At 67.3% G+C, this 21,443-nt stretch carries 14 protein-coding genes; 6 read left to right on the forward strand and 8 right to left on the reverse strand.

Annotated features, from left to right (window positions below; all coding sequences use genetic code 11):
• Positions 1-5: 5 nt before the first annotated feature.
• Together KIK09_RS00820 and ptsP are read left to right on the forward strand one after the other, a co-directional pair.
• Entirely contained in the window at positions 6-278 is a 273-nt protein-coding gene (locus tag KIK09_RS00820; RefSeq protein ID WP_214316661.1) for an HPr family phosphocarrier protein, read from the forward strand.
• A complete protein-coding gene (ptsP, locus tag KIK09_RS00825; RefSeq protein WP_214316662.1) occupies positions 271-1,857 on the forward strand; it encodes a phosphoenolpyruvate--protein phosphotransferase in 1,587 nt (528 codons plus the stop codon). The genes KIK09_RS00820 and ptsP overlap by 8 nt, the downstream gene beginning before the upstream one ends.
• A 3-nt stretch (positions 1,858-1,860) precedes the next feature.
• Here the strand turns inward: ptsP and KIK09_RS00830 are convergent, their stop codons facing one another.
• From KIK09_RS00830 to KIK09_RS00855, 6 genes are all read right to left on the reverse strand, one after another.
• A complete protein-coding gene (locus KIK09_RS00830; protein ID WP_214316663.1) occupies positions 1,861-4,395 on the reverse strand; it encodes an ATP-dependent Clp protease ATP-binding subunit in 2,535 nt (844 codons plus the stop codon).
• Between the two features lie 230 nt (positions 4,396-4,625).
• Positions 4,626-5,036 (reverse strand): SRPBCC family protein, encoded by a 411-nt coding sequence (locus KIK09_RS00835; protein ID WP_214316664.1) that lies wholly within the window; start codon positions 5,034-5,036, stop codon positions 4,626-4,628.
• 110 nt (positions 5,037-5,146) lie between these two features.
• Positions 5,147-5,644 carry a helix-turn-helix domain-containing protein gene (locus KIK09_RS57250; protein ID WP_250572472.1) on the reverse strand — a complete coding sequence of 166 codons (498 nt, stop codon included), beginning with the start codon at positions 5,642-5,644 and terminating at the stop codon, positions 5,147-5,149.
• Between the two features lie 862 nt (positions 5,645-6,506).
• A complete protein-coding gene (locus tag KIK09_RS00845) occupies positions 6,507-7,628 on the reverse strand; it encodes an RNA-guided endonuclease InsQ/TnpB family protein (RefSeq protein ID WP_308163868.1) in 1,122 nt (373 codons plus the stop codon).
• A gap of 394 nt (positions 7,629-8,022) precedes the next feature.
• Positions 8,023-9,087 (reverse strand): DUF6461 domain-containing protein, encoded by a 1,065-nt coding sequence (locus KIK09_RS00850; protein ID WP_214316666.1) that lies wholly within the window; start codon positions 9,085-9,087, stop codon positions 8,023-8,025.
• Between the two features lie 149 nt (positions 9,088-9,236).
• Positions 9,237-15,017 (reverse strand): LamG-like jellyroll fold domain-containing protein, encoded by a 5,781-nt coding sequence (locus KIK09_RS00855; protein WP_214316667.1) that lies wholly within the window; start codon positions 15,015-15,017, stop codon positions 9,237-9,239.
• A 416-nt stretch (positions 15,018-15,433) separates the two neighbouring features.
• Here KIK09_RS00855 and KIK09_RS00860 point away from each other — a divergent pair, with 416 nt between their 5' ends.
• The gene (locus KIK09_RS00860) at positions 15,434-16,435 is read left to right on the forward strand and encodes an IS66 family transposase (protein ID WP_214316668.1); all 1,002 of its coding nucleotides are present in this window, start codon (positions 15,434-15,436) and stop codon (positions 16,433-16,435) included.
• 229 nt (positions 16,436-16,664) lie between these two features.
• Positions 16,665-17,057, forward strand: a complete 393-nt coding sequence (locus KIK09_RS00865; RefSeq protein ID WP_250572473.1) for a VOC family protein — start codon at positions 16,665-16,667, stop codon at positions 17,055-17,057.
• A 111-nt stretch (positions 17,058-17,168) separates the two neighbouring features.
• Here KIK09_RS00865 and KIK09_RS00870 read toward each other — a convergent pair whose 3' ends face one another.
• On the reverse strand, positions 17,169-18,245 hold the full coding sequence (locus tag KIK09_RS00870; RefSeq protein WP_250572474.1) for an epoxide hydrolase family protein: 1,077 nt from the start codon (positions 18,243-18,245) through the stop codon (positions 17,169-17,171).
• 51 nt (positions 18,246-18,296) lie between these two features.
• Between KIK09_RS00870 and KIK09_RS00875 the strand changes: the two genes are divergently transcribed.
• Complete coding sequence (locus tag KIK09_RS00875) at positions 18,297-19,229, forward strand: helix-turn-helix transcriptional regulator (RefSeq protein WP_214316670.1); 933 nt, start codon at positions 18,297-18,299, stop codon at positions 19,227-19,229.
• A gap of 11 nt (positions 19,230-19,240) precedes the next feature.
• On the forward strand, positions 19,241-20,008 hold the full coding sequence (locus KIK09_RS00880; protein WP_308163869.1) for an acyl-CoA thioesterase domain-containing protein: 768 nt from the start codon (positions 19,241-19,243) through the stop codon (positions 20,006-20,008).
• Here the strand turns inward: KIK09_RS00880 and gnd are convergent.
• Positions 20,005-21,429 carry an NADP-dependent phosphogluconate dehydrogenase gene (gnd, locus tag KIK09_RS00885; protein ID WP_214316671.1) on the reverse strand — a complete coding sequence of 475 codons (1,425 nt, stop codon included), beginning with the start codon at positions 21,427-21,429 and terminating at the stop codon, positions 20,005-20,007. The two genes, KIK09_RS00880 and gnd, sit on opposite strands and share 4 nt — an antisense overlap.
• Positions 21,430-21,443 lie beyond the last annotated feature (14 nt).

Raw genomic sequence — 21,443 nt, forward strand, 5'->3', positions numbered from 1 at the left:
TAGCCATGGCTAGCCGTACGGTGGTGATCGCCTCGGCCAGCGGGCTGCACGCCCGCCCCGCCAAGCTGTTCGTGCAGGCGGCGACGCGCCTGGGCGTGCCGGTGCGGATCCGGCTCGGCGAGAAGGCGGTGCCCGCGAGCAGCATGCTCGGCGTGCTCTCGCTCGGCGCGGTGCACGGCACCGAGGTGACGCTGGAATCCGACGCGCCCGGCGGCGACGAGGCCGTCGCCGAGCTGGCCGCGATGCTGGCCCGCGACCTGGACGCCGTCGATGGGTGACCGGCTCAAGGGTCTCGGGGTGAGCCCGGGGCTGGCGGCGGGTCCCGCCTACCGGCTGGCGGATCCGCCGCGGCTGCCCGCGCCGCGCCCGGTGACAGAACCCGCCGCCGAGGCGGCCGCCGTGGCCAAGGCCCTGCAGGCGGTGGCCGCCGACCTCAACCGGCGGGCCGCCGTGGGCGGCCAGGCCGGGGAGATCCTCGAGGCACTGGCAATGATCGCCGAGGATCCGATGCTGCTCGAGGGCGCCGAGCAGCGCACCGCGCAGGGCCTGGACGCCCCGCACGCGCTGGAGGCCGCCTTCGGCGAGCACCGGGAGGCGCTGGCCGCGCTCGGCGGCTACCTGGCCGAGCGGGCCGCCGACCTCGACGACCTCAAGCACCGCGCGATCGCCGCCGTGCTCGGCCTGCCCATGCCCGGTCTGCCCGAGCCCGGTCACCCGCACGTGCTGGTGGCGCGCGACCTGTCCCCCGCCGACACGGCCGCGCTCACCGCGGACGTGGTGGCGCTCGTCACCGAGCGCGGCGGGCCGACGAGTCACACGGCGATCCTGGCCCGTGGGCGCGGCCTGCCCGCCGTGGTCGCCTGCCCGGGCGCGGTCTCGCTGACGGACGGCACGCTCGTCTCGGTCGACGGCGCCACCGGCGAGGTCGTCACCGGCATCACCGCTTCGGAGGTTTCCCGGGTGCGCGAGCGCGCCGGCGCCGAGCGGGCCCGGCTGGCCGCGAGCCACGGTCCGGGCAGGACGGCCGACGGGCATCCTGTGCGGCTGCTGCTCAACATCGGCTCCGCCGCCGACCTGCGGCCGGGCGCCGAGGGTGTGGGGTTGTTCCGCACCGAGTTCCTCTTCCTCGACCGCGCCGACCTGCCCACGTTCGACGAGCAGGTCGCCGCCTACGCCGCCGTGCTGGCCGAGGTGCCCGACGCGGTCATCCGCACGCTCGACGCGGGCACCGACAAGCCGCTGCCCTTCCTCGGCCTGCCCGCCGAGGACAACCCCGCGCTCGGGGTGCGCGGCTTCCGCGTCGATCGCATACGGCCCGCCGTACTGGACACCCAGTTGGAGGCGATCGCGGAGGCCGCCCGCGCGACGGGAGCCGAGCCCCGGGTGATGGCCCCCATGATCACCACCCGGGCGGAGGCGGCGGCGTTCGCCGCGCGGGCGACGGCCCGCGGCATCGGGCACGTCGGCGTGATGATCGAGGTGCCGGCGGCGGCGTTGCAGGCGGGCGAGATCCTGCGCGAGGTCTCCTTCCTCAGCATCGGCACCAACGACCTCGCGCAGTACACCTTCGCCGCCGACCGCCAGCACCCCGACCTGGCCGACCTGCTCGACCCGTGGCAGCCCGCGCTGCTGCGCCTGATCGGCGAGTGCGCGCGGGCGGGCCAGGCGGCGGGCAAGCCGGTGGGCGTGTGCGGCGAAGCCGGCGCCGACGCGCGGCTGGCGCCGGTGCTGGCGGGGCTCGGCGTGACCAGCCTGTCGATGGCGGCCGTCATGGTGCCCGCGGTGCGCGAGGCGCTGGCCGGGCACACGCTGCAACAGTGCCGCGACCAGGCCGCCTCGCTGGTCCCCGTGGGCTGAGGATCACTCCGACGCGCCGGCGCCCGCCGGCGCCAGGGCCCGCAGGACGAGCTGGTCGTCGCTGACGTCGACCTCGACGGTGCCGCCCTTGTCCACCTCGCCGGTGAGGACCATGGTGGACAGGCGGTTGTCGAGTTCCCGCTGGACCGTGCGGCGCAGCGGGCGGGCGCCGAACTCGGGCTGGTAGCCGCGCTCGGCCAGCCAGTCCTTGGCGGCGTCCGTCACCTCGAGCGAGATGCCCTGACCGCGCAGCCGCTGACGCGTCTTGTCCAGCAGCAGGTCGACGATCTGGCGCAGCTGCTCGCGCTCCAGCCGTTTGAAGATGATCGTCTCGTCGATCCGGTTGAGCAGCTCGGGCCGCAGCGAGTGGCGCAGCAGGTCCATCAGCCTGTCCCGCAGCTCCGGCGTGTCGCCCTTGGCGTCCAGGATCATCTGGGCGCCGATGTTGCTGGTCATGATGACGATCGTGTGGGTGAAGTCGACCGTGCGGCCCTGACCGTCGGTCAGGCGGCCGTCGTCCAGCATCTGCAGCAGGATGTTCATCACGTCCGGGTGGGCCTTCTCGATCTCGTCGAGCAGGACCACGCTGTACGGGCGGCGGCGTACGGCCTCGGTGAGCTGGCCCGCCTCCTCGTATCCGACGTATCCGGGCGGCGCGCCGATCATCCGCGACACGGTGTGCCGCTCCTGGAACTCGCTCATGTCGATGCGGATCATGTGATCCTCGCCGCCGAACAGGGTCGCCGCCAGCGCTCGGGCCAGCTCGGTCTTGCCGACACCCGTCGGGCCGAGGAACAGGAAGCTGCCCACGGGGCGGTTCGGGTCGGCTAGGCCTGCCCTGGCCCGCCGTACGGCCTCCGCGATGGCCGTGACGGCCTCGTCCTGGCCGATCACCCGCTCGTGCAGCTGCTGCTCCAGGCGCATGAGGCGGTCGCGCTCCTGCTCGGTGAGCTGCGTGACCGGGATACCGGTGCGGCGCGAGACGACCTCGGCGATGTCCTCGACCATGACCAGCGGCACTTCCTCGTGGCCGTGGCGGGCCGCCTCGAGCTCGGGCCTGAGCTTGTCGATCTCGGCGGTGATCTCCTTGGCCCGGTCGAAGTCGTCGTCGGAGACCGCCTGGTCCTTGTCGCGGCGCAGCGCCTCCAGGCGTTCCTCCAGCTCCCGCACTTCGGCGCCAGGGGTGCGCGACCGCAGCCGTACCCTGGCCATGGCCTGGTCCATCAGGTCGATCGCCTTGTCGGGCAGGAAGCGGTCGCTGATGTAGCGGTCCGACAGGTTCGCGGCGGCGTCCAGCGCCTCGTCGGTGATGCGGACCTGGTGGTGCGCCTCGTAGGCGTCGCGCAGCCCGGTCAGGATCTCGATCGTCTGGTCGACCGTGGGCTCGGCGATCAGGATCGGCTGGAAGCGGCGCTCGAGCGCGGCGTCCTTCTCGATGTTCTTGCGGTACTCGTCGATCGTGGTGGCCGCGATCACGTGCAGCTCGCCGCGCGCCAGCGCGGGCTTGAGGATGTTGGCGGCGTCCATGCCGCCCTCGGCCGAGCCCGCGCCGACCAGGGTGTGCACCTCGTCGATGAAGACGATGGTCTCCTCGGAGTGCGCGACCACCTCGTCGATGACCTTCTTGATGCGCTCCTCGAACTCGCCTCGGTACTTCGACCCGGCCACCATGCCGGTCAGGTCGAGGGCGATCACCCTGCGGTCCTTCAGCGTGTCGGGCACCTCGCCGTTGACGATGCGCTGCGCGATGCCCTCGACGATCGCGGTCTTGCCGACGCCGGGCTCGCCGATGAGCACCGGGTTGTTCTTGGTACGCCGCGACAGCACCTCGATGGCCTGCTCGATCTCGTCCTCCCGGCCGACGACCGGGTCGATCTTGCCCTGGCGGGCCTGCTCGGTGATGTCCCTGCCGTACTCGTCGAGCGCGGGCGTGTCGCTCGTGCCCTGCCCCTGCCCCTGCTCCTGCGCACCCATGCCGGCCTGGCGCCTGCGGACGAGCAGGATCGCATCCTGCAGGTCGTCGGCCGTCACGCCCTGCTCCTCCAGGAGCCTGGCCGCGGTCGAGTCGGGGTTGGCTGCCAGCGCGAGCAGCAGATGCTCGGGGCCGATGTACGAAGAACCCAGCGCTCTCGAGATGCGCTGGGCGTCCAGGATGGCCCGCTTGGCGGCCGGGCTGAGCGTGGTGGGCGGCTCGGTGGCGGTGCCCTCCGCAGCGCTCTGGTCGATCCGGTCGCGCAGCCTGCCCAGGTCGACGCCCGCGGCCTGCAGCATGGCCTTCGTCTGGTCGTTATCGGCCAGGGCGTCGAGCAGGTCGAGCGCGTCCAGGTCGGGGGCGCCGCGCCGGCCCGCGATGTCCAGCGCGCTGGACAGGACCTCCTTGGCGGAGGCGCTGAGCAACTTGCCCACGTCCACGCGTTGCACACTGGGGCGGGTCGGCGGCCATGCGTCCATGTCGCCGAATACGCGGCCGGTGAGCTCTTCGAATCCTCGGAACGGGTCTCGCCCAAAGAAAGACCCAAATGGTGGCATATCGGTCATTGCTCCTCCTCCAGGGTGCCCATTGCCCGATAACCCGCCCAACAAGCCCCACAAACCGCAAAACCCCTCCAACCAGGCGGGCACGCTGTAGCGAGAGCCCATGGCCCGGCGATAGCCGGGTACCAGCTCTCTCCCGACCCGGTTGGTGACTTCGATGGCTGCCGACGTGGAGCGACCGTGTGCCGTGCGGGAGATCCCGGAGCCGTGTGCCTGAGTTTCGCGTGGTCAGGTCAGGTGCGTTCGAGGTGGCGGCGGAGGTTGGTGAGGTGGACGCGCCAGCCGGCGCGGTGGTCGGATGCGAGGGCGTTCCCGTCGGGCATGAGGTCCCGACCGGACTCCCGGATACGGACCAGGGTGACGCCGCCCTGGGGGTGGAGCGAGATGTGCACCTCGGTCGGCACGGGCTGGCCCTCGTCGGCCCAGGTGAAGCGAATCAGACGCACCTCGTCCACCTCCATCACCTGGCCGAGGGTCACCATCGGCTCGCCGTGCTCATCGCTCCAGCGTTCCTCGAGCTTGCCTCCGGGGACCAGGTCGAGGTCGATGTAGTCCCACCACTCGGCCCGCTCCCCCGGATCCGCGAGCGCCCGCCACACCACACCCACCGGCACAGCGATGACGACCGACTCGTCAACCATCATCGCCCCCATCCTGCTGGGTGGGTGAGCTGACGTTCGGGTCTTGCCGGGTGGGTGGGGTTGGGGGTGGGGGTTGAGGGGTGGGTGGGGTTGGGGTTGGGGGGTGGGTGGGGTCAGGGGGCATCGGCGGTGCCTCCCGGGGTCAGCAGGCGGCGGAGTGTGGTGGGGGTGTGGCCTACGTGGTGGCGGATCGTGCGGGTCAGGTGGGCCTGGTCAGCGAAGCCCAGGTCGGCGGCCAGCACAGCCAGGCTGGGCTCGCCCTCTTCCAGGCGGTCGAGTGCGGCGCCGACCCGGACGCGGTTGCGGTAGTGGGTCAGGGAGACGCCGAGCTCCCGGGTGAAGGCGCGGCTCAGCTGGTACGGCGAGACGTCCAGATATTCGGCCAGCGGAAGCAGCCCTTCGGCGGCCGAATGCCCCGAGGCGATGGCCTCTCTGGCGGCGTCCACGATCGGCTTGCCGGACGAGCACTCAGGCCGGCTCTCCACCGCGGCGGCCACCAACGAGACGAGCGACTCGGTGAGTGCATACGCGACATCGCCCGTACGGCCGGCCACCAGCACCCGCCGATGCGCCAGATCGACCCGCGCATCCACGTAGAACGTTGACGGCAACACTCGCCTCCCGGTCGCCGCCAGTTGCCTCGCAGGGCGCGTCGACCGTGCGGCATCCCTTGACAGCGAACCGGTTGCCCGCGTCGGCGCCGCCGGGTCGAGATCACGCTGGGCACCCGAGGAGGAACGTGGCGAACTAGCGGGATCGACCCGGGCTCCGGTGTCGCGCAGAACACTCGCGTCAGCGGGTGCGGTGGCAGCGGGATCACGCGGTGGACGTGCGGGATCGCGCCTGATCGCGGCGTCGCGCAGGGAGCCCGTCGGAGTGGGCGAGGCGTTGGCCGGATGGTGCCGGGAACTGGCGGAGGGTGGCGCCGCGCTCGTTGGGGCGGGTGGGGCGTTCACGGCAGCTGCGGGGGTGCGTCGAGCGGTGGTGGGCATGGAAGGGGGGTTTACGGCGGCCGCGGGGGCGCGTCGAGGGGTGGTGGGGGTGGGTGAGGGCAGTGCTGGGGTGGGTGGGGAGCTGAAGGTTGGGATGGGGAGGGAGGGTAGGAGGGTGTGCCAGAGGGTGGGAGTTAGGGCTATTGAGGTGCAGAGGTCGCCGCCGGTGGGGTGGGCGAAGTGTTCTTCCTCGCCGGGGATGCCTAGGTAGGCGATGGTGGGGTCCAGGTCGGCGGGGAGGCCGTTGGCCATGCGGCGGAAGCGGCCGCGGCGCACCAGGACCATGCGGTAGGCGGAGCTCACCTCCGTGGGGGACCACGAGCGGTGGTCGTCGACGCAGGTTACGGCGTCGATGGTGAATCCGGCTCCAGTGCCGAGGCGAACGGCTGAACGCATGTGCGAAAGGGTACGCCTGAGGTGTCATGACCCCGTGGCTGAAGCCAGGGGCTTGCAGCTCCTCGCCGTATCTGGCGGATACGGGTCAGGCCGCGTTCGGCTGCATGACGGCAGCCCAGCCCGCGACACCGCGCATGGCGATGTTGCGGGCCGCGTTGACGTCGGCGTGCTCAGCAAAGCCGCACGACATGCAGACGAAGGTTTCCTGGTCAGGCCGGTTGCGCTTGTCCACGTGCCCACACGCCGAACACTCTTGGGAGGTGTACGCCGGATCCACGCGTACCAGGGCGACACCGGCACGGGCCGCCTTATAGGCGATGAAGCTTCCGAGCTGGTGGAAGCTCCACGAGTGCAGCGTGACCCGCTGGGGCTTGCGCAGCCGTACCCGTTCACGGATCCCACTCAGGTCTTCGAGTGCGATACCGCGTCCGGTGCGTGCAGCCTCGGTCACGATGCTTTTCGAGATGCGGTGGTTGATGTCCCGCGCGAACCTCGCCTCAGCGCGACGGCGCCGCTTCAACAACCGCTTCGCGGACTTGGTCCGCTTGGCCTGCAACTTGCGGCGCAGTTGCCGGTTGCGGTGCCGTACCGCGTTCAGAGCCTTGCCCGCGTGCTTGACCCCATCGCTGGTGGTGGCGATGTTCGCGATCCCAAGGTCCACGCCGATGAAGGCGTCCGGGTCGGTGACGTCGGTGTCGGGGGCGTCGCAGGTGGCAATCAGCAGCCACAAGCCGTCACGGTGGACCAGGTCAGACTCGCCCCTGCGGTACGCCGCCAGGAGCCGGGCCTGCTCATCGGAGCAACCGAACCGAATGCCCTTCGTGCGTCCGTGGGTGGTCCAGAGGGACACCGTCCGGGCCGGGATCTGCCAGGACAGGCAGCGGTCATCGAACGGCTGAGCAGCATCACACCGGAACCCGATCGGTCTCATGAGCGCCTCACGCAGCTTGGCCTTCACCTGGGCGCGGACGGTGGTGTAGGCGTCGGCCACCTTCTTGATCACGTGCTGGGCGGGCTGCGCCGACAGCCCCATCTCCTTCAGAGCGCTGTAGGTGTGTCTGCGCAGGTCGTAGTTCCGGAACGTGTTGATCTCCCACGCGATACGGGACACCACGTTCGCCGCTTCGTTGCACAGACGCAACGTGTCCGCCAGCGCCGCCTCCTGGGCGGGCGTGGGAAACAGGCGCACCTGCACAACGAACTTCACGTCGTGAAGTTTACCCAAGATCGAACAGGCGGGCAGCCCAAACGCCATTCCCCCAGGACTGGAGTCCGGGGACTCTTGGCGAAGGAATCCTGACAATCCGCGTGGGCGTCGATGAGGTGGCCCGCTGCCGGTGCGAAGGAGACCATGGTCACGAGGTGGGCGTCCATGCGCGTACGGAGATGCGGATGAGACCGCGTTGCCGAGCGCGTAGCGACAGAGGGCGGAGGTGGGGCCATCGGGTGCGTTGGGACCGAGCGCGGAGGCCATGCCGACGCGTGTGGGCGGATCAGGTACGAAGGCCGGGCAAATGTGGCTCGACGCCCTCTTAACGCCATGCATTCACGGTCTCACGGAAAGTAATCTCGTGAGTCCAGAAACCCATAATCTCCTTAGATCAAAGGTTGAGGATATGCTGCTGGACAGTCGGCCATTCCATCCCAAGAGCTTCTTTGGCAAGCTGAAGCGAAGACAATTTGGGGTTGCCCTGTTCGATCTCCCTAAGCGCAACTCGGATGGCAATCCCAGCCCTCCATCGCAACCTTTTGGACTCAGAGTTCGCAGCGGAAGATTCATATTCATTGGTAGCCTCCAGCCAATCTCGACCGAGGCGAAGCGTGCGGTCCATGACCTCTGCGTGGAGCGCTTCCTCGGGAACACGCCCTGAACCGTAAGCGCTACGAGCCTCTGAAATTTCCGGCCATTCAAAGCCGAATTTCGTGGCAAGTAGGTCAATAATCCAGAAGAGAAGTGCAGACTTCTTGCTGTGCGGCCACACATCCGAAGAATTCGGAATTGTTGGTTGCGAAGCGGTGGCACCACGGTGTACCGAATCGCTGACCGGAACGTCGACGTAGACGACTTCGTGGGTTGAATTTAGCCACTCTTCGGTTATGCGGAGTCCTGATCGAGCTTCCAGGATTGCCAGCGCCGCTGCCTTTTGCGCGAGAACGCCAGCAGGACTGTCCTCGGAAAATTGGTGGATGAATTGCAGTTCTCGACTAAGTGCTTCCGGATTGGTTCCGTCAGCGAGCTCGCGCGAGAAACCTTCAGGGAAAGACGCGACAATATCCCCATCCTCGGCATACGTAATGGCCTCCCAAGTTTTGCCACCCCACTCGATTCCCAGCGCCGACGCACCGCTGCTCAGAACGCGGCAGTAGTCTCTCAGAGAGGTGGATTCAGAGGATAGGTTGAGGATCGAGATCGTCCCATCTCCCGCGGATCGATGGACAAAGAATGCCGCTATCGGACAGTGCAGCGTTATTGGAAGTTCGTATCCGTCTTCTTGGCGAACCTCGGGCGGAGTCCCACCTGCGAGAACTTCGTGGATATCGTCGATCTTAATCGATTGATGAGCGTTTGGCGTGACAGAGATCCACCACATTCGATCGGATAGCCACTGAACAGAGCTGGAACGCAGCAAGGGCAGATAGTAATCAATTGCAGCAAGATCGTACATGATGCCTGATACTACTCCTCGATAAGTCGATTGGGAAGATGGTTCATGTCGAGCCGGCCCGGGAGCGCTAAAACTTCCATTCTGGGCACCCGAGCCAGCTCAACCAGGGTGTGCTTATCGCGTGACGCTAGAGAGCGTCGCCCGATGCTCTACCGTCTGCGATCATCCCAATCTTGGTATTCCTTGGAGGGATTGCCGCAGAGTTGCTCGATCGGCCGCAGGTCGATCTTGGTTTTGAATCGGACGAAAAACGGATCGCCATGCAGGATCCGGTCTCGAAGATAGAATCTCTTGTCGAGCGCGTCACCGGCCTTTTTGTTGTCGTCATTCGGAATGGGGCAGACCGAAAACTTGTCGGGATTGGCCGGCTTGTCGCCGTCCCAGAGCGAGGACCATTCCCATCGCTCATAGGTGGAGGCGAAGGGGTATTCATCGCATTGACGGGTTTGGTTCTGCGTGTAGTTTACTCCCCAGATCTCTATGCACTTCGGTCGCGTATACTTTCTACGGTAGGTGTCGGCGAGGTCGCCTGACAGTCTGTGGAGCCATGCCCTGCTCTTATCCTCGCCGCCGCATCCCTGGATGATGGTCTTCCCTGCCCCTCCTCCGGGGCCGACGTAGCCGAGAGGCTTCTCGTAGGTGTCGTTGGGATCGTTGCAGGCCTTCCAGTAATGCTCGTATGCAGCGTCATAGCCTGAACCGGTGCTGAATACGATCGAGGGGATTGCGCTGTCGAAGATGCAGCCACCATCGCCTGCGATGTAGCTAGCGCTGTCGCACCGAACAATGGTGCGATCCTCGAGAGGTTTCCCTGAAACCGAATAATAGCCTTGAATACCCGGCCAGTTCGGCCAGTTCACATACGTTCGGAAGCCGTCGATTGTTACGGCTTCCACGTTTGCCCTATCTTCGGTCTTGGCGGGAGTTCCGTTGTCGTGCTCTTCCCAGACAAGTGTCCGCGTCGGATCCGCTTTCTCCTTGGGGCAGCGCAGTCGGAACCGTGCAGTGCTGCCGTCCCAGCTATTTATCGACATGGTGCGATAATTGAGGTTTGGACTACCCCCGAATTCGGTCACGTGCTGGCATCGGGTGCCCACTGGATTCACGCCGATCGTCATTTGGCGCGAACCGATGCCTATGTTATAGATGTCGTCGAGTTTCTTGTCCAAGTAGTAGACGTCAATCACGATGTCTCGCGATGTGGCACCCTTTGCTTCATCCGCGCCCAGACTGCCCTTGCCGTGGAAGGTGTGGGCAATGGTCATCACCTTTCCCTTGGCCTGGCAGAAGGTGATGCGGCAGTTGGGGGTGGAGCTGTCTATCGCCGAAACGTCGCCGATGGAGCACCAGGCATAGTGGTTCTTGATCCAGCCCTGCGGACGACCCGCTTTGGCGATTTCCTTCTTGCAGTCGTCGGGGGTAATGCGATCGAATTCATAAATCGGAATCGGGTCGTCTGCGGCTGGCGCGCTCTGGACGACGGCGTTGTCGAGTTTACGCTGGACTGGGCGAGTCTCAGTAGGTGTGGCTGCAGCGATGCTCACGCTGATGGTGTGCCAACCAGTCCAGGCGCCGTTGGCACCGGAAGCGGTCGCGCGGGCGCGCCATCTCACCGAATGGCCGTCTCCCAGCCGCCCACTGGGGACCTGCAGCGTCACCCGGGAGTCGGCGCGCTTGGCGGTGGCCTGACCTGACCAGACCAGTTGCTTGCCCTCAGTGGTCTCGTCCGTCTTGACGAACTTGCCGGGCTTGCTGGCCTTGGCGGGGAGGCGAGAAATTTCCACCTCGACTTTCGCCTCGTCGTGGCGCCCAGCGGGCAGCCAGGTGGTCAGGCGGGGGGTGAGGGTGGAGACGGTGGTGACGCCGTCCACGGTGCGGCTGTCGTCGACCGTCAGCTTCGCGATCCCCGCGGGGTCCGAGGTACCCAGGCTGAGCTCTTGTGGCGTTCTGCTCGCCGCAGCGCCGATCGGCGTGTTCATGTCGGCCTGGATCTCGGCTTCGCTCTGGACACGGTTGTAGATCCGTACCTCGTCGATGAGTCCGGTGTAGAACTCATCCCAGAAGGCGTTGCCTCCCATCCGGAGAGCACCTCCGTCATCCACGATGTCGCCGGTCAGCGCCGCCCGCGACACTAGCGTGCCGTTGACGTACAAGCACGCGAAGGCACCGTCATAGGTGACCGCCAGGTGGCTCCACTGGTCCAGCGGCAGCGGGTCCTCACCGACGAGCCCGCCACCTTCGGAAGTGGTTTTGAACCAGCCCGCCGGCGAGTTGTACTCGGATGAAGCATAGATACCGTAGACGCCGCCCTCGGCATGCTCCTTCATCAGCACCGTCCGCCACAGGCTGTCCAGCGTGGAGGGCCGCACCCACGCCGACAGCGAGAGCTTGTTCGTCAAGCGCAACGAAGCAGCGTGCTCCACCGTCAACCAGCTGGAGGTGCCGTTGAACGACAGCGCCTTCCCGTACTTGCCCGTGGTCCAGGTGGTATCCCGGGCGACTCCGGTATTGCTCTGGCCGGAGGAGTCGCCCACGGTTGTGCCCACGCCCTCGTCCATGCCGTAGGCCGCAACCAGCCCGGACGGTGGTTTCGTGCCGGTGGTGAACGACCACGTGTACGGCTCGGCGATAGCGTTGCCTGCGAGGTCCTTGGCTCCGGACACCACGGCAGTGTACGCGGCGTTCTCCGCCAGCGACTGCGCGGGAGTGAACGTCAGCACCCGCTGGGCAGCGTCCATCGCGGAGGATCCGGCTACCGCCGTACCTGAGGAGTTCTTCAGCGTGAACTGAGCGTCGGTTACCGCTTCACTGAACGTCGCAGTCACCGGCGTCGTAACTGGAATACCCGTCGCACCGGCTACCGGACTGACCGCAGAAACAGTCGGCGGGGTTGTGTCGGGGTCTGGTGTCGCGGAGCCGACGGGAGTGTTCATATCGGCTTGGATCTCCGGGATGCTCAGGGCCCGGTTGTAGACGCGCACCTCATCGATCAGACCACTGAAGTACTCACCCCACACCTGATTGCCGCCAATCCGCAACGGGCTGCCGTCGTCGACAAGAGCGCCGTTGAGCGCGATCTCGGCTACCTGCTGACCGTTGACGAACAGCCGCAGGGCAGCGCCGTCGTAGGTCGCTGCCAAGTGGCTCCAGGTGTTGATCGGCAAGGGTAAGGTGCCGTTGACGACCGCCGGCTCCGCGGGAGACGTCTTCGCCCAACTGGAGGGAACCGTCCCGTTGGAGGCGTAGAGCAGGTAGGAGACGGCGTCGGCTGCTTGGAGTTCCTTGCCGACAACACTTCTCCAGCCATTCACCGTCGTAGGGTTGACCCAGGCCGACAGCGTCATCCTGCTCTCCAAGCGCAGCGAGGCGGCATCCTGGGCGGTCACCCAGCTGGAGGTGCCGTTGAACGACAGCGCCTTACCGTACTTTCCGTTCTGCCACGAGGTGGCAGTGGCCGTTCCGGTGTTGTTGTGGCCGGAGGAGTCGCTCACGCTCGTCCCGACACCTTCGTCCATGCCGTACGCCGCTACGAGCCCGGTCGGTGGTTTCGCACCAGTAGTGAACGACCAGCTGTACGGCGCGGTCAAGGCGTTGCCCGCGAGGTCCTTTGCGCTGGACACCTCGGCGGTGTAGGTGGAGGTCTCAGCAATCGGCTGCGCAGGAGTGAAGGTGAGCACTCGATCGGTGTTATCCATCACCGAGGTTCCAGCAATCGCGGATCCGCCGGAGTCCTTCAGCGTGAACTGGGCGTCCGTGACCACTTCGCTGAATGTCACTGTAATCGGCGTGGTGATTGGAACATCAGTCGCCTCGGCCACCGGACTCACCGAAGACACCGCCGGTGGCGTGCCATCAGTCGTAAACGACCAGGAGTAGGGGGTCATCGCGTTACCCGCTAAATCCTCGACCCCACTTAGCTGGGCAGCGTAAACCGACCCTGGCGTCAGGGGTTCAGTTGGGGTAAATCCGATGAAATCCGCACCCTGGCCGGTTATTCTAGTTCCGGGAACAGCGTTTCCAGCGGCATCATTGAGAGTTATCTCAGCCTTCGATACGTCCTCGCTGAAAACAGCCCAGACATCAAGCTTGATGGCCGTGTTGGTTGCGTCCCTGGCGGGCGATGTTGTCACGACGCTCGGCGGAGTTGCATCAGGCTGTGGTTCCTCGACAGGCGCAGGACCATTCAGAAGATCGTCTGCCGAGGTGGAGATGTCCTGGCTGGAACGGAGCTTAAGCTCCGAGGCCTTCTCCCACGAAACATCTTCAGGGCTTGGAAGAGCAGTTGCAGAGCGTCCCTTCGCCGGATCGGCCGCAAAGGCGCGGATCTCGTCCGCCGTCGCCGGATGGGGCTCTCCAGGATAAAGCCAATATCCAATGTTTGGCACCGACGGCGGAGGCGGTTCAAAGTCCACGGTAAGGATCGGTGGGTGGAGCTGTCCCTTGCAGGCCTCAAGTGGGGTGGTCCTGCAACCGCCTGCTTCGTCGGTGCGGTAGCGGCGCCAGTTGGTGAGGTCCGATTCGTTGCCGGCGGTGAGCTGGACACCGTAGTTGGGGGCGCCGTCCGACCATGCCTGGACGATCTCGTCGATCGAGTAGATCAGGTCCCATTCCTTGCCCGCCCAGCTCGCGGCTCCGCTGGTGCAGTTAGGGCTATAGGCGCCGTACTCGGTGATCTGACCCGTTGTGGTGACCGACGGCTGGCTGTTCCACGTCATGGTCGCCTCGTCCCAGGCCGAGGTGACACGTCGGGTGGTAACGCCGGAGCCGACGGAGTCCCCGCAGTCGTTGGACAGGTGGTTCCAGAGGATCAGGTCGGCGTTCTGTACCTTCATGCCTCGGAACTCGGCGGGCATGTCGAGAAACTTGATGTAGCTGCGCCAGCGCACGGTTCCACTGTTGGACTTGCCGACCAGGATCCGGTCCAGGGGGAAGTTGTCCCAGCTGTCTTGGTAGTCGGCGTCGTTGACGAAGGTGTCCCAGCCCTGTTTGGGCAGGCCGCCTGCGCCGGTATGGGTCTCCCACCAGTCGTCTGCCACTGCCGCCATGGTCACGGGATAGGTGACCGCAGGATCGGCCAGGAACGCGGCGTCCGGAGTGAACACCAGTGTCTTACCGTCACCATCGAGACTGACGGCGGCCTTACCGACCTTGCCCGCATCGATCGGGCCGTAGGCGTCGGCAGCCTTGGCGTCCTGCAAGAGCGTTGGCCGCACCTCGGTCAGCGTCTTGCCGTCCTTGCCCACGATGATGGGCTGCGCTTGCGCGTTCTTGCTGAAGGAGAGTCCGGCGGGCAGTGCCACCGGCATTTTGAAGGCGACCGGGCCGGTAGGCCGTTCGGTGAGGACGACCTGCTGCCGAAAACCGGTCGCCGTTGCGGTCACCAGGAGATCGCGGCCCTTGCCGTAGGCGGCTGGGTAGTGCGCTGTGCTGCCCTTCAACGTGGGCTTGGGCAGCGCTGCTGGCGTGGTGATCTTCGCTGTGTCGGCGCCTGCTGTTGCTTGGCTCTTGAGCAGGGTTCTGTCCTGCCCGGCGGACAGGGTGAGGGTTCCGTTGATCGCCTTGGGTTTGATCGCGCCAGCCTCTTCGACAAGGGTAGTGTCGATCGGGGTGAAGCCCTTGCCATCGGCGTCCTTGACCCGGACTGGCTGGTTGTGCAGCTCCATCCGGAGCGTCTTGCCGTCGGGGTTGGCGTAGAGGGTAAGCGCCTCGGTGTTGCGATCGGGGATCTCCACCCGCTTGCCGGTCTTGACGGCTTCCTTCTTTGCCGTCTCGATGGCCTTGTCGCCGATTGGTAGGTCGGAAACCTGTGCGATTTCCTTCCTGATCGACGTTGTCGATGGTTCCAGCGTGGGTTCTTCTGCCCAGGAAGGGCTAGCGGACAGGCTTGCCGCCAGAGTGATCGCGGCGGCGGCGGATAAGATCCGCAGCATGCGCCTTCGGCCTCGTCGTGGCGTCGGGGGTAAGGCGCGGCCGTACCCCGTGAAGTTGTTCACCCAGTTGCTCCTGCAGACACACGGAGGCGACTCGCCACATAACATGACGAGTCGCCTATTTCTGACATTTCGGTCAGAAGCTATCAGCAAAGATCAGGTAAAAGAAGATCTACATAGCTCTCACAGGTGATCTTCAGGTTCCCAGCTCAGACCCCCTATGCCGGTTGAGGATCTCGTGAGCGCGCAGGCTGGAGCACCGGTCACTCGCCGTGCGCCTTTCAATGCAACGGGCTCTCCATGGTTTCTGTCGTCAAGTGGTTCCGGTGGCCCTGGGTTGCGGATCGCCCCGGATGCGCTGCTCATGCTGTGCGAAGGTCACCACCGCGGCTGTGCCGTGAAGGCAGCCCGGGACAGTGTCGTACGGAGCGAACGTCAACAGCGCGGCGATCCTGCTGTCGTTCTTCGGCAACGCGCCGATCGAGCGGACCGCGCACGTGATGGAGGCGCTGCTGGGCGCCAAGGTGTCGAGCGGGTTCGTGGCCCGCGCGCATGAACGCTTCGACGAACGCCTGGTCGCGGCTGGGTTCGATGAGGCGATGCGGGCGGCACTGCGCGCCGAAGACGTGCTGTGCGGCGATGAAAGCCCGGTCAACGTGCTGTGCAAGGACCGGGACGAGGTGAGCGGCGAGCCCAAGGCGGGGCAGCCGCACGCGGTGGTCATCCGCACCCCCGATGCGCGGCTGGTGTGGCTGGCGCCGATCGGCGCGCGGACCAAGGACGCGTTGAAGGGCCTGGATGTACTGTCTGGCTGGCGGGGCGTGTTCGTCCGCGACGATTACAAGGGCTGGCAGCAGTTCGACGCCGACCTCGGCGGGGTCCAGCAGTGCGTTCAGCATCTGCTGCGTCACTTGCAGGAGGTCGCCGACCTGCATCCCACCTGGCAGAAGTGGGCCACCGACGTGCAGCAGGTGCTACGCGAGGCCAACCAGGCGGTCCTCGCGGCACTGGCCGACGGCCGCAACCAGCTCGACCCGGATCTGCTCGCCGACCTGCGCGAGCGTTACGACCAGGCGGTGAACTGGGGTGAGATCACCAACCGGCACCGCGACTGGCACGAGGGCAATCATCCCGGCTATGTCCTGGCCCGGCGGCTCGCGGACAAGGCCGAGCAGGTCTGGACCTTCACCAGAAATCTGGCCGCGCCCTGGACGAACAATGCCAGTGAGCAGACCCTCAAGGGTCCTAAACGGCATCAAGCGGTCTCCGGCTACTGGCACACCATGGCCACGCTCGGCCGTTATCTTCGCGTGCACTCCTACCTGACGACCGCCAAGGGCCACGGCATCCGCGCCCTCGACGCCATCCACGCCACCCTTGTTGGACGGCCTTGGCTACCCACACCGGTCACCGCCTGACAGCTTTCCGCCCGTGAATGGACACGAAGAAGGGGGTAAGAAAACGACCCCAATACCACTAACTTCGCTGCCGCGCCGAAAGAACGCACGCGCGCAACCATCGCCTGGACCATTCGACGAGTAACTTCTATTGGAGTTTCGTCAGTGCCCGGTAATGCGCTTTGCTTCTTCCCGAGGGGTGAGCATCCATCTCGGCAGGGCGGAGGGTGAGCTGACCGGGGGTGCAAGGATGTTCAAGACCGGGGGGCGGGTGGGTGAAGAGGGTGGAGGCATGACTGTTACCTCCATCTCCACAGTGATTTTCGATTCGGGCGATCCGGCGGCGCTGGCGGAGTTCTATGCCAAGGCGACCGGTTGGCAGGTGGCCGACAGCGGGGACGACTGGGCGAGTGTGGAGGGCGGGCCCGTGGGGCTGGCCTTCCAGCGGGTGGACGGATACCAGGGGCCGGGGTGGCCGAACGCCGGTAAGCACGTGCATCTCGACCTGAAGGTGGATGATCTCGCGTCCGCCGAGAAGGAGCTGGTCGCGTTGGGGGCCACCCGGCCTGAGTTCCAGCCGGGGAACGGCGGCTGGGTCGTTCTGCTGGATCCCGAGGGCCATCCGTTCTGCATCGCCGCGTAGTCCGCCCAGGCCCCGCCCGCCGTTCGTGCGGACGGGGCCGAACGGGAGCTGTTCGGCTGGATCTCCTCGGGGAGGCTCCGCCGTTCGTACGGGCTGGGCCGGAAGAGCCGCTCAGGCGAGGGAGCCGAAGAACTTCCTGATGTCCTGCGCCAGCTCGTCGGGCGCCTGGAGGGCGGCGTAGTGGCCGCCCGTGCGGTATTCGGACCAGTGGACCACGTTGTGCGCCTTCTCCGCGTAGCGCCTGACGGTGCTGTCCCCGGCGAAGACCGCGACGCCCGTCGGCGTCGTGCCGGGCGCCGACGGGCGCTCCCAGGCGGCGGCGCTCTCCCGGTAGAGGCGGCCCGACGAGCCCGCCGTGTCCGTGAACCAGTAGATCGATACGTTGGTGAGCACGTCGTCCCAGGGAACGCCGCCGACGTCGCGGCCCCAGGACTCGAAGCAGTCCAGGTTCCAGGCGAGCTGCCCGGCCGGTGAATCGGCCAGCCCGTAGGCCAGGGTCTGCGGCCGGGTCGACTGGATGGCGGCATATCCGGAGATCTCCTGCCAGCGCTCCACCCCTCGAGCCCGCTCCACCTCCTCGGGAGTGAGCCCCGCCATGTCGTCGTCGGCGAACGTGGTGAGCGCGTTGACGTGCACCCCTGCCACATGATCAGGATCCAGCCTCGCCACGGCGGGCGAGATCAGGGACCCGAAGTCGCCGCCCTGCACGCCGTACCGCGAATATCCGAGCGAGGCCATCAGCGACACCCAGGCGGCGGCCACCCGCGCGACGCTCCACCCGGCGACCCGGGTCGGACCGGAGAAGCCGAACCCGGGGATCGACGGGATCACCAGGTGGAAGTCGCGGCTCAGCTCCGCGGCGAGGTGCGAGAAGTCGGCGAAGGAACTGGGCCATCCGTGGGTGAGCAGCAACGGCAGCGCGTCGGATCGGGCCGAGCGGACGTGCGCGAAATGCACCCGCTGCCCGTCTATCTCCGTCACGAACTGCGGCAGCCGGTTCAGCCGCTCCTCGTGTTCACGCCAGGAGTAGCCGGAAAGCCAGTACGAGGCCAGCTCCCGCACGGCGGAGACGGGCACGCCGTACGACCAGCCGACGGACTCCAGCTCCGCGGGCCAGCGAGTACGGCGCAGCCGTTCGTGCAGGTCGTCGAGCTGGGACTGGGGGATGTCGATCCGAAAGGCTTCCATGACGAGCACGTTAGGAGGCATCGCGGCCAGGATCGGGCCACAATGGGCGACGTGTTGGATACCTCGGCGCGGCTGCTGCGCCTGCTGTCGCTGTTGCAGTCCAGGCGCGAGTGGGCCAGCGCCGACCTGGCGGAACGGCTGAACGTGGCGGTCAGGACCGTCAGGCGCGACGTCGAGCGGCTGCGCAGCCTGGGCTACCCGGTGCACTCCTCCCCCGGCGTGGCCGGCGGCTACCGGCTCGGCGCGGGGGCCAGCCTGCCGCCGCTGCTGCTCGACGACGAGGAGGCCGTGGCGGTGGCGGTGGGCCTGCGCACCGCGGCGGGCGGCACGGTGACCGGGATAGAGGAGACGTCGCTGCGCGCGCTGGCCAAGCTGGAGCAGGTGCTGCCCGCCCGCCTGCGCCACCGCGTCAACGCCCTGCAGACCCACACCCTGCCGGTCACCAGGGAGGGCCCGACGGTCGACCCGGAGACGCTCACGAGCATCGCCGCCGCCTGCCGCGACAGGGAGCAGCTCCGCTTCGACTACACCGACCACCACGGCGAGTCGAGCGTACGGCGGGCCGAGCCGTACAACCTGGTCAGCAAGGGACGCCGCTGGTACCTCGTGGGCTGGGACAGCGACAGGAGCGACTGGCGCACCTACCGGGCCGACAGGATCCACCTCAGAACCCCCAACGGCCCCCGCTTCCCGCCAAGAGACCTCCCCGCCACGGATATCGCTAAGTGGGTAGAAATCCGGATCGGCCGGGATATGTGGCCCATCGAGGCAAGGATCCGCATCAAGGCGCCGGCCGGCGCCATCGAAGGCCGTAGCTCCGGCGTCGTCACGCCGGTCGACGAGAACACCTGCGACCTCCTCCTGCGCGGCGACGACCTCGGCCTGATCGGCGTCGTCGTCTGCTTCCTCGACGTCGACTTCGAGGTGCTCGAGCCGCCCGAGCTGAAGGACCACCTACGACGCCTGGCCCGACGCCTGCTCTAGAATCTCGTTCTGTGACGACACCGTTCTTCAGCGCCAAGGGCGGCGACCTGGTCCCCGCCCCGATCGCGCGCAGCCCCTGGTCGCCCGACATGCTGCACGGCCGCCTGCTCGGCGGCCTGGCCGCCCGCGCCGTCGAGGCGGAACACCTGGACGGCGACCTGCACCCGGCCAGGCTCACCGTGGACCTGTTCCGCAACAGCCCGCTGCTGCCGGTGTCGGTGACGACCACCAGGATCAGGGACGGCCGCCGCATCCGGGTCGTCGACGTCGCCATCAGCACCGAGCAGGGCCCGATCGGCCGCGCGAGCGCGGTGCTGCTGAGGAAGGCCGAGCAGCCGGACGGCGAGCGGATGGTGACCCCGCCCTGGGACGAGAAGCCGCCCGCCGAGCCCGCCTCGTTCCCGGCCGTGAACTGGGAGCCGCCGTTCGACCTGTGGCGGCTGACGGACTGGGAGACCGCCGGACCCAAGCGGGTCTGGACCAGGGAGACGCACCCGCTGGTCGGCGAGGAGCCGGTGACGCCGTTCGTGCGGGCCGCGCTGGCGGCCGACTTCGCCAGCCCGCTCAGCAACTCGGGCACCGCGGGCGTGGCCTTCATCAACGCCGACTACACGCTGACGCTGGCCAGGCTGCCGGAGGGCGAGCACATCGGGATCGAGTCCACCGGCCACCTGAGCACGGCGGGCATCGCGACGGGCCAGTGCACCCTGCACGACGAGGCGGGCCCGATCGGCTACTGCGTGGTCACCGCGGTGGCCAACCGGGCCCTCGGCTCCTAGGCCGGGTGCTCGGCGCGGTCGCCCGACCAGTCGGTGTGGAAGGCGCCCTCGCGGTCGACCCGGTGGTAGGTGTGCGCGCCGAAGTAGTCGCGCAGCCCCTGCACCAGCGCGGCCGGCAGCCGGTCGCGGCGCAGCCCGTCGTAGTAGGCCAGCGCCGAGGAGAAGCCGGGGGTCGGCACCCCGATCCGCACGGCCGTGGTCACCACGCGCCGCCACGCCTCCTGGGCCGCGTTCAGCGCCGCCGCGAAGGTGGGCGCGGTCAGCAGCGTCGGCAGGTCCGGGTCGGCGTCGTAGGCCTCACGGATCCGGTCGAGGAAGCGGGCCCTGATGATGCAGCCACCGCGCCAGATCGTGGCCATCGCCCCGAGGTCGATGTCCCAGCCGTACTCCTTGGAGGCGGCCGCCATCTGGTCGAAGCCCTGCGCGTAGGCCACGATCTTCGAGGCGTACAGGGCGTGCCGTACGTCCTCGATCAGCTCGCGCCCGCCCACGCCCGACAGCTCGGGGCCCTCGAGCGAGCGGGCGGCGGCGCGCTGCTCGGGGTGGCCCGACAGGGCGCGGGCGAAGGTGGCCTCGGCGATGCCGGTCACGGGCACGCCCAGGTCGAGCGCGCTCTGCACGGTCCAGCGGCCGGTGCCCTTCTGCTCGGCCTGGTCGACCACCACGTCCACGAACGGCTTGCCGGTGGCCGCGTCCACCTGGTCGAGCACCTCGGCGGTGATCTCGATCAGGTACGACTCCAGCTCGCCCTGGTTCCACTCGCGGAACACCTCGGCCAGCTCGGCCGGGGTGGCGCCGAGCGCCTGGCGCAGCAGGTCATAGGACTCGGCGATGAGCTGCATGTCGGAGTACTCGATGCCGTTGTGCACCATCTTCACGAAGTGCCCGGCCCCGTCGGGGCCCACGTGCACGGCGCACGGCACGCCGTCCACCTTGGCCGAGATGTCCTGCAGGATCGGGCCGAGCGCCTCCCAGGACTCCACCGAACCGCCGGGCATGATGCTGGGCCCGTGCAGCGCGCCCTCCTCGCCGCCGGAGATGCCGGTGCCGACGAAGTGGATGCCGCGCTCCTTCAGCGCCGCCTCCCGCCTGCGGGTGTCGGCGAAGTGCGCGTTGCCGCCGTCGACGATCATGTCGCCCGGCTCCATCACCGCGGCCAGCTCCTCGATCACGGCGTCCGTGGGAGCACCCGCCTTGACCATGATGATCGCCCGCCGCGGCCGCTTGAGCGAGGCCACGAAGCCGGCCACGTCCTCCGACGGCACGAACGTCCCCTCGCCGCCGAACTCCTTGACCAGGGCCTGCGTACGGCTCGCCGAACGGTTGTGCACGGCCACCGCGTACCCGTGCCCGGCCAGGTTCCTGGCCAGGTTGCGGCCCATCGTGGCCAGGCCGGTGACGCCGATGTCTGCCAAGTCCATCGAAAGCTCCTCTG

The organism is Nonomuraea sediminis (genome assembly GCF_018531495.1).
Taxonomy (GTDB): domain Bacteria; phylum Actinomycetota; class Actinomycetes; order Streptosporangiales; family Streptosporangiaceae; genus Nonomuraea; species Nonomuraea sediminis.

Bases quoted from the DNA above. Each gene is read 5' to 3' on its own strand.
- KIK09_RS00820 (WP_214316661.1), top strand. From the start codon at position 6: ATGGCTAGCCGTACGGTGGTGATCGCCTCGGCCAGCGGGCTGCACGCC.
- KIK09_RS00835 (WP_214316664.1), bottom strand. From the start codon at position 5,036: ATGATGGTTGACGAGTCGGTCGTCATCGCTGTGCCGGTGGGTGTGGTG.
- KIK09_RS00830 (WP_214316663.1), bottom strand. From the start codon at position 4,395: ATGACCGATATGCCACCATTTGGGTCTTTCTTTGGGCGAGACCCGTTC.
- KIK09_RS00870 (WP_250572474.1), bottom strand. From the start codon at position 18,245: ATGGAAGCCTTTCGGATCGACATCCCCCAGTCCCAGCTCGACGACCTG.
- KIK09_RS00865 (WP_250572473.1), top strand. From the start codon at position 16,665: ATGTTCAAGACCGGGGGGCGGGTGGGTGAAGAGGGTGGAGGCATGACT.
- gnd (WP_214316671.1), bottom strand. From the start codon at position 21,429: ATGGACTTGGCAGACATCGGCGTCACCGGCCTGGCCACGATGGGCCGC.
- KIK09_RS00855 (WP_214316667.1), bottom strand. From the start codon at position 15,017: ATGCTGCGGATCTTATCCGCCGCCGCCGCGATCACTCTGGCGGCAAGC.
- ptsP (WP_214316662.1), top strand. From the start codon at position 271: ATGGGTGACCGGCTCAAGGGTCTCGGGGTGAGCCCGGGGCTGGCGGCG.
- KIK09_RS00850 (WP_214316666.1), bottom strand. From the start codon at position 9,087: ATGTACGATCTTGCTGCAATTGATTACTATCTGCCCTTGCTGCGTTCC.